Source organism: Nocardia vaccinii NBRC 15922, assembly GCF_001613305.1.
Taxonomy (GTDB): domain Bacteria; phylum Actinomycetota; class Actinomycetes; order Mycobacteriales; family Mycobacteriaceae; genus Nocardia; species Nocardia vaccinii.
In genome coordinates this window covers 92,268-98,981 of the sequence record NZ_BDCC01000039.1, presented here as the reverse complement: position 1 = coordinate 98,981, position 6,714 = coordinate 92,268, and the positions used below count along the sequence as shown (strand labels likewise).

General features: G+C 67.3%; 6 protein-coding genes. 2 read left to right on the top strand and 4 right to left on the bottom strand.

Annotated features, from left to right (window positions below; genetic code table 11):
* Positions 1-70: 70 nt before the first annotated feature.
* Entirely contained in the window at positions 71-1,435 is a 1,365-nt protein-coding gene (locus NV1_RS25665; RefSeq protein ID WP_067896405.1) for a glutamyl-tRNA reductase, read from the bottom strand.
* Positions 1,432-2,325 carry a redox-sensing transcriptional repressor Rex gene (locus NV1_RS25660; protein WP_157117362.1) on the bottom strand — a complete coding sequence of 298 codons (894 nt, stop codon included), beginning with the start codon at positions 2,323-2,325 and terminating at the stop codon, positions 1,432-1,434. Before NV1_RS25660 ends, NV1_RS25665 begins: the two co-directional genes overlap by 4 nt.
* Before the next feature lie 524 nt (positions 2,326-2,849).
* Here NV1_RS25660 and NV1_RS25655 point away from each other — a divergent pair.
* Positions 2,850-3,107, top strand: a complete 258-nt coding sequence (locus tag NV1_RS25655; RefSeq protein ID WP_067896402.1) for a glutaredoxin family protein — start codon at positions 2,850-2,852, stop codon at positions 3,105-3,107.
* Between the two features lie 94 nt (positions 3,108-3,201).
* On the top strand, positions 3,202-4,236 hold the full coding sequence (locus NV1_RS25650) for an HAD family hydrolase (protein ID WP_373864653.1): 1,035 nt from the start codon (positions 3,202-3,204) through the stop codon (positions 4,234-4,236).
* 390 nt (positions 4,237-4,626) lie between these two features.
* Here the strand turns inward: NV1_RS25650 and NV1_RS25645 are convergent, their stop codons facing one another.
* Both NV1_RS25645 and NV1_RS25640 read right to left on the bottom strand, forming a co-directional pair.
* Positions 4,627-5,643 (bottom strand): lysophospholipid acyltransferase family protein, encoded by a 1,017-nt coding sequence (locus NV1_RS25645; protein ID WP_067896400.1) that lies wholly within the window; start codon positions 5,641-5,643, stop codon positions 4,627-4,629.
* Entirely contained in the window at positions 5,640-6,713 is a 1,074-nt protein-coding gene (locus tag NV1_RS25640; RefSeq protein ID WP_067896397.1) for an NAD-dependent epimerase/dehydratase family protein, read from the bottom strand. Before NV1_RS25640 ends, NV1_RS25645 begins: the two co-directional genes overlap by 4 nt.
* Position 6,714: the final 1 nt, after the last annotated feature.

Here is a 6,714-nt window from a genome sequence, read left to right as displayed (position 1 = left end):
CCGTATCCATTTCCGGCATGAACGAGGCGCTCCGCGGTTACACTCCGCTGCCGCCTCCGCGCCCGACCGTTCATGCCGACGCCCCTTCATTACCTGTAGTGCGGTCGTCGCCGAGGGTGGCGATTTCCATCGGCACCGCAACAGCTTGTGCCGCACCGGGTTTGAGTTCGAACAGTTCGCGCAGAGCCTCGGCGTAGGTGCCGCCGCCGGGTGCGGATGCCAGCTGCTTGACCCGCACCGTCGGCGCGTGCAGCAGCTTGTCGACCACGCGGCGCACCGTGCGCGCGACCTCGGCCCGCTCGGGATCGGCCAGACCCGGCAGCCGCGACTCGAGTCGCATCAGCTCGGCCTCGACCACGTCGGCCGCGCGCTGCCGCAGCGCGGCCACCGTCGGGGTGACCTCCGCAACGCGTTGGCTCGCAAGGTATTTGGAGAGTTCCTCGGCGACGATGGCACGCGCGGCGGAGGTGTCGTCGGCGGCCGCGCCGGCCGCCGGATCACGCTGCAACGTCTCCATATCGATCACCGTGACGTCGGGCAGCCCGGCGACGGCGGGGTCCACGTCCCGCGGCAATCCCAGATCGCAGACGACCATCCGACGTCCGGCCGAGGCCGAATTCAGCGCCCGATGCGCGTCGGCCAGCGTCACCACCGCACCGACCGCGCCCGTACTGGTGATGACGATATCGGCGGCGGCCAGTGCGCCGACCAGATCGGTCAGATCCTGCGCGGTCGCCTCGACGCCGTGCATGCTCTCGGCGGTGTGCGCCAGCCGCTGCGCGCGTTCGAGGGTCCGGTTCACCACGATGATGCGGCCGATCCCGGCGCGCGCCAGATGCGCCACCGACAGTCCGCCCATCGCGCCCGCACCGACCACGACGCCCGTTCGTCCGGCCAGATCACCGAGTTCGGCCCGCGCCCGGTCCAACGCCACCGACACCACAGACGCGCCCGCGCGGTCGATCCCGGTCTCCGAATGCACCCGCTTACCCACGCGCAGCGCGTTCTGCGCCAACTCGTGCAGGGTGCGCCCGGCGGCCTGCTGCGCGTCCGAGGCCGCATAGGCGGCGCGAATCTGGCTGAGCACCTGCTGCTCGCCGACCACCATCGAATCCAGGCCGCTGGCCACCGCGAACAGATGTTCCGCCGCGGCCTCGCTGTAGCGCACGTAGGCGTGTCTGGTCAGTTCCGGCAGCGGCAGATCCGCGTGCGTGGCCAGCAGATCGCCGATCTCGGCCAGACCGCCGTGGAAGGCGTCGACCACCGCGTAGACCTCGACGCGGTTGCAGGTGGAGACGATCATCGCCTCCGAGACGTGCTGGGACTTCAGTATGCGGTCGATCAGCTTGGGCCGATCGTCTTCGGTGACGGCAACCTTCTCCAGCACCGCGACCGGAGCGCTGCGATGCGAAATTCCGACTAGAAGGATGCTCATTGCGCGACCACCGATCCGTTACTCATATGCGGTGTGTCCGAGGCCCCCGCGTGGTTACGCAGACTGCCTCCCCCGGACCCGCCGCGGCTGGTTGGCTCCATTGCCGAAACCACGACCCCCGCTGAGCGGATCGCGGACGCTGATGTGTGTAACGCTGCGGACGCCGGACGATGCGCGATCCCTCGGTCGTCCTCGGCCGCCGCCTCGGCGCTGCGCGCGCGCTCGAACGACAGCATCTGCATCTCCACGGCCAGATCGACCCGGCGCACCTCCACCGACGGCGGCGCGTCCAGCGCGATCGGGGAGAAACTCAGAACGCACTGCATCCCGGCGGCCACCAGCCGATCGCAGACAGCCTGCGCGGCCGGGTCCGGGACGGTGATGACCGCGATGGTCGGCTCGAGTTCGGCGACGGCGTCGTGCAGTTCGGCGACGTCGCGCACCGGCAGGCCGCTGATCATCGCGCCGATGACCTGCGGATCCCGGTCGAAGATGCCGACCATGGCGAATCCGCGGCGCCGGAAGCCGCCGTATCCGGCCAGCGCGCGACCCAGATTTCCGGCTCCGACCAGGATCACCCGATGTCCTTCGGACAGTCCGAGCACATCCTCGATGCGGGCATGCAACTTGGCCACGTCGTAGCCGACGCCGCGCACGCCGTTGGGACCGAGGAAGGAAAGATCCTTGCGCAGCTTCGCCGAACCGACACCCGCCGCGACAGCCAGTTCCTCACTCGATACGATGAGCACGCCCTCGTCGGCCAGGACGGCGAGGACCCGGAGATAGGTCGCCAACCGCGTGACCGTAGCCTGCGGAATGTCCTTGTACGGTGCGTTCGACCGCAGAGCCCTGCCGGAGACGCCTTCGGGCGTCTCATGCTGCTCTGTCACGTCGTTCGGCTCCTCGTCCGGCCGGGGGTCAGGTATCCGGTGTTTCTCCGCCGCCGACGCCTGCGGCCAGCGCCGTCTGGCGTCCATCGGGGGTTGTCGGCTGCTTCCGCTGCCGGAAGCGCGCGGCTTACGTGCCACCACCGTAACCGCTTGTGAAGCCCTGCACAAAGTCGGTGAATTCAGTCACTGCATTTTCGGCCTACGCTCCGCTTCGGAGAGGTCGGGACTCCCCGAGGAGCCATTCTTCCCTCATGCGCCTCGCCGCTTCACTCCCCGCTCCGTCCGTCCGGAATCGACCCGGGCCCCGACCTCGGTGTTGATGTCATCGAGAGTGAACGGAACCGGGTGACCTGCGTTGGTCCCGCATTCCTGTGTGAGCACCCCGGGCCGCGGCCTTCGGAGGTGGGCGTTGGTCGAGGTGAACGTGGCTGGTGATCCCGGATTTTCGGGTGATCAATCCATTCTCGGCGTCGACGTACAGATGTGGGGGAACACACAGGCATCCTGACAGCTTTAATGGGCGTATGAGTGATCGACATGCGGTGACGTTGCTGACCCGGGCGGGTTGCGGGTTGTGCACCGTCGCATGGGAGCAACTGCGTTCGATTTGCGCGGATTTCGGGATCGAGCCCGGGACGGTCGACGTGGACCAGGCCGCGGCGACCGATGCGGGGCTGCGGGCCGAATACGGCGACCGGTTGCCGGTGGTACTGCTCGACGGCAAGGAACACAGCTATTTCGACGTCGACGAATTGCGGTTGCGGGCCGATCTGAACCGCTGAGCTCCGGTGTGGGCAGCGCCTCGTCGTTCGTACGGCAACAGGTCACCCCACTCGGTTAATGTTGGGGTGTTCGCGCGACGGGCGGAGGTTAGTGGTGCCGGAACGATCCAAAGATGCGAGGACAGGTTTCATCGCGGGCAGATTCGGTGAATTCCCGGCACGGTGGGGGCAAGGTCTGTCCGATCAGCTCACTCGCATCACTCGCAGCCCGTTCGGGCCGAGCGAGGAGGAACTGCGCGCCAATGTCGCCGGTGAGGCCAGTGCCGACGCGGCGCTCGCCCTGCATGATGCGGAACTGGCGGAATCGGTTGCGGCGGAATATGATTCGCAGCCTCCCGAACACGCTCGCCCGCCCCGCGACCTGACCGCGGCGGCATTCTTCGACGTGGACAACACGATGGTGCAGGGCGCGTCGATCGTGCATTTCGCCCGCGGTCTGGCCGCGCGCAAATATTTCAAGACCTCGGATCTGGCCGATATGGCCTGGAAGCAGGTCAAATTCCGGGTCACCGGCAGGGAGAGCCAGGGCGATATGGCCAGCGGTAAGGAGAAGGCCCTGGCCTTCATCGCGGGCCGCTCCACCGCCGAACTGGCCGAACTGGGCGAGGAGATCTACGACGAGATCATCGCGGACAAGATCTGGCCAGGAACCCGCACGCTGGCGCAGATGCACCTGGACGCCGGTCAGCAGGTCTGGCTGGTCACCGCCACTCCGGTCGAACTGGCCCAGGTCATCGCCAAGCGACTGGGCCTCACCGGAGCCCTGGGCACGGTCGCGGAGAGCGAGGACGGGGTGTTCACCGGCCGCCTCGTCGGCGATATCCTGCACGGTCTCGGCAAGGCGCACGCGGTGCGAACCCTCGCCATCCGCGAGGGCCTGAATCTCAAGCGCTGCACCGCGTATTCCGACAGCCACAACGACATCCCGATGCTCTCGCTCACCGGTACCGCCGTCGCCATCAACCCCGACTCGGACCTGCGCGAGGTGGCCAAGAACCGAGGCTGGGAGATCCGCGATTTCCGCACCGGCCGCAAGGCGGCCAAGATCGGCGTGCCCACCGCGCTGGCCCTCGGCGCGGCCGGCGGCGCCGCAGCAGCAGTCCTCACCCGCAAACGAGCTGCGTCCTAGGCTGGGTTTTTGGCCTCCGCTTCGCTCGGCGGGGTTTTCGGCGCTGTAAGGCTCGTCGTTCAGCCCTCGAGACTCGGCCTTCGGCCATGCGCTTCGAGGGCTGAACGACGAGCCCGCGCCGAAAACCTTTGGTGTTGGTGTTGCTGAGCCTTTCGCTTCGCGGGCGACTTCCAGCGGGACGGAGACGCTTAGCCGCTGGGCACGATACGAGGCGGCTGGTCTCGAATACAGAACAGAAACGCTCCGCCGCTGGGCGCGATACGAACTGGCTGGTTTCGAGTGGGGAACAGAGACGCTCCGCCGCTGGGCACGTCGGATGTGGGTGTCGTGTCCGAGGGGCGGTCGGGTCCGGCCGCTTCGGAGGAATCGCCGCCCCCTTCGGGATGGCCCCTAGCCGCTGAAAGCGTTGCGGCGCTTGGCCAAACGCTTGTACAGCGTCTGCTGGATGGTCTCCCGGACCTGGTCCGTGATATCGAACATCGTCATCGCGTCATCGGCGGCCTCGGGATCGTATCCCCCGGTCCCGATGGGCTCGCCGAATTCGATGTACCACTTGGCGGGCAGCGGCATCATTCCCAGCAGACCCAGATGCGGAAACAGCGGCGTCACAGGGAAATACGGCAGGCCGAGCAATCGCGCCAGCGGCTTGAGGTCGGCGAGTTTCGGATAGATCTCCTCCGAACCCACGATCGAGCACGGGATGATCGGCACCCCGGTGCGCACCGCGGCGGAGACGAACCCTCCGCGCCCGAACCGCTGCAACTTGTACCGATCCCCGTAGGATTTCCCGATTCCCTTGAAGCCCTCGGGAAATACCCCGGCCAACTCGCCGCCGCGCAACAACCGCTCGGCATCGGCCGGGCAGGCCAGGGTGTGTCCGGCCTTGCGCGCCAACCCGCCCAGGACCGGCGTCTCGAAGACCAGATCGGCGGCCAGCAGGCGCACCACGCGCTGCGCGGGCTGGCGGTCGTGCACGGCCAGTTGCAACATCAGTCCGTCCAGCGGCAGCACGCCCGCGTGATTGGCGACGATCAGCGCGCCACCGGATTCGGGCAGATGCTCGATTCCGTTGACTTCCACGCGGAACCACTGTTCGGCCAACGGCCGCAACGCGGGCAACAGCACCGATTCCAGCAGGTGCTCGTCGAGGCCGAACTCGTCGACCTGGTAGTCGCCGGTGAGCCGGCGGCGGGCGAAATCGGCTGTGCCGCGAATGCCCTCGGCGACGGTGTCGCGCACCAGATCAGCCAGGGAGCGCGGCGGCGGCGGAGTGGTCTCGGCCAGGCGTTCGGTGAGCGAAGTCACCGGATTGCCCGCACTCTCCCCCGGCCAGCGCCGCGACACCGCGCGTTGCCGGGCTTCGAAGTCGATGTCGTGCAGTTGAATGACCTTGGCCACGTCGTTCATCGGTGTGCTCCCTCTCCGGCCCCGACAAGGCCGAGAAGTCTCGTTTCAGCGGCGTCGATCCAACGCGGATCCAGGACGGGCCGCAACGCTGCGCCCCCGACGAAATCGTCGAAGGCCTGCATCGTGGTCCAGCGCGGCTCGAACCCGAGTTCGGCGCGCATTCGGGTGGTATCCAGACCGCACCCGAAATGGAAGTAGTCGATCTGCTCGGACGTGAACTCCTGCATCACCGGCCCCATGAAACTGCGGCCCACGGTGCGGAACAGTGCGAACGGAATGGGCATCGCGATCCGCCCGGCTCGGCGGATCGCCTGGGACAACGTCAACGAACCGTCTCCGGCGACGTTGAACGTCCCGCCCGGCGCGGCCAGAGCCGCATGCGCCAGCGCGGCGATCGAATCCTGTTCGTGCAACACCTGCATCCGCGGATCGCGGCCGAGAACCGTCGGCGTCACCGGGGACCGGAAATACTGCACGCCACGGTCGGCCAGCCGAGCTCCGACGATCGGCGGAAAACGCAGAATTGCCGTGGCGATATCCGGGCGACGTCGCGCGAGCCCTCGCACATAACCTTCCATCTCGATCATGTCGCGCGCGAAATAACCACTCGGTGGGGTTCGCGCACTCATTTCCTCGGTGAATTTCGCCGGATCCTTCGCGCTGCATCCGTAGACAGCCGAGGAGGAGCGCACGACCACCCGGCGCACGCTCGGGGATTTCTGGCAGACCGCGAGCAGTTGCATCGCGCCGAGTACGTTGAAATCCTTCATCGCCGCGCGCCCGCCACTGGACGGCGGCCGGGACAGCACCGCGGGATGTACGACCGTATCCACCTCGTTACCGTCGACGATCTTGCGTATCAACGGATTACGAATATCGGCCCGGACGAATTCGGCGCGGCCCATGCGACGCAGCAACTCCCTGCCGGGTTGCCGGGCGTCGACCGCGATGATCCGCTCGACAGAGGGGTCGGCGGCTAGGGCGGCAACCACGTTGCCGCCGAAGAATCGACTGGCACCGGTGACCAGCACAACTCTCGGTCGGTGCCCGTCGCGCTCGTTCTGGCTCACG

Excerpts from the sequence above, each read along its gene's own strand:
- NV1_RS25645 (WP_067896400.1), bottom strand. The coding sequence starts at position 5,643 with ATGAACGACGTGGCCAAGGTCATTCAACTGCACGACATCGACTTCGAA.
- NV1_RS25665 (WP_067896405.1), bottom strand. The coding sequence starts at position 1,435 with ATGAGCATCCTTCTAGTCGGAATTTCGCATCGCAGCGCTCCGGTCGCG.
- NV1_RS25655 (WP_067896402.1), top strand. The coding sequence starts at position 2,850 with ATGAGTGATCGACATGCGGTGACGTTGCTGACCCGGGCGGGTTGCGGG.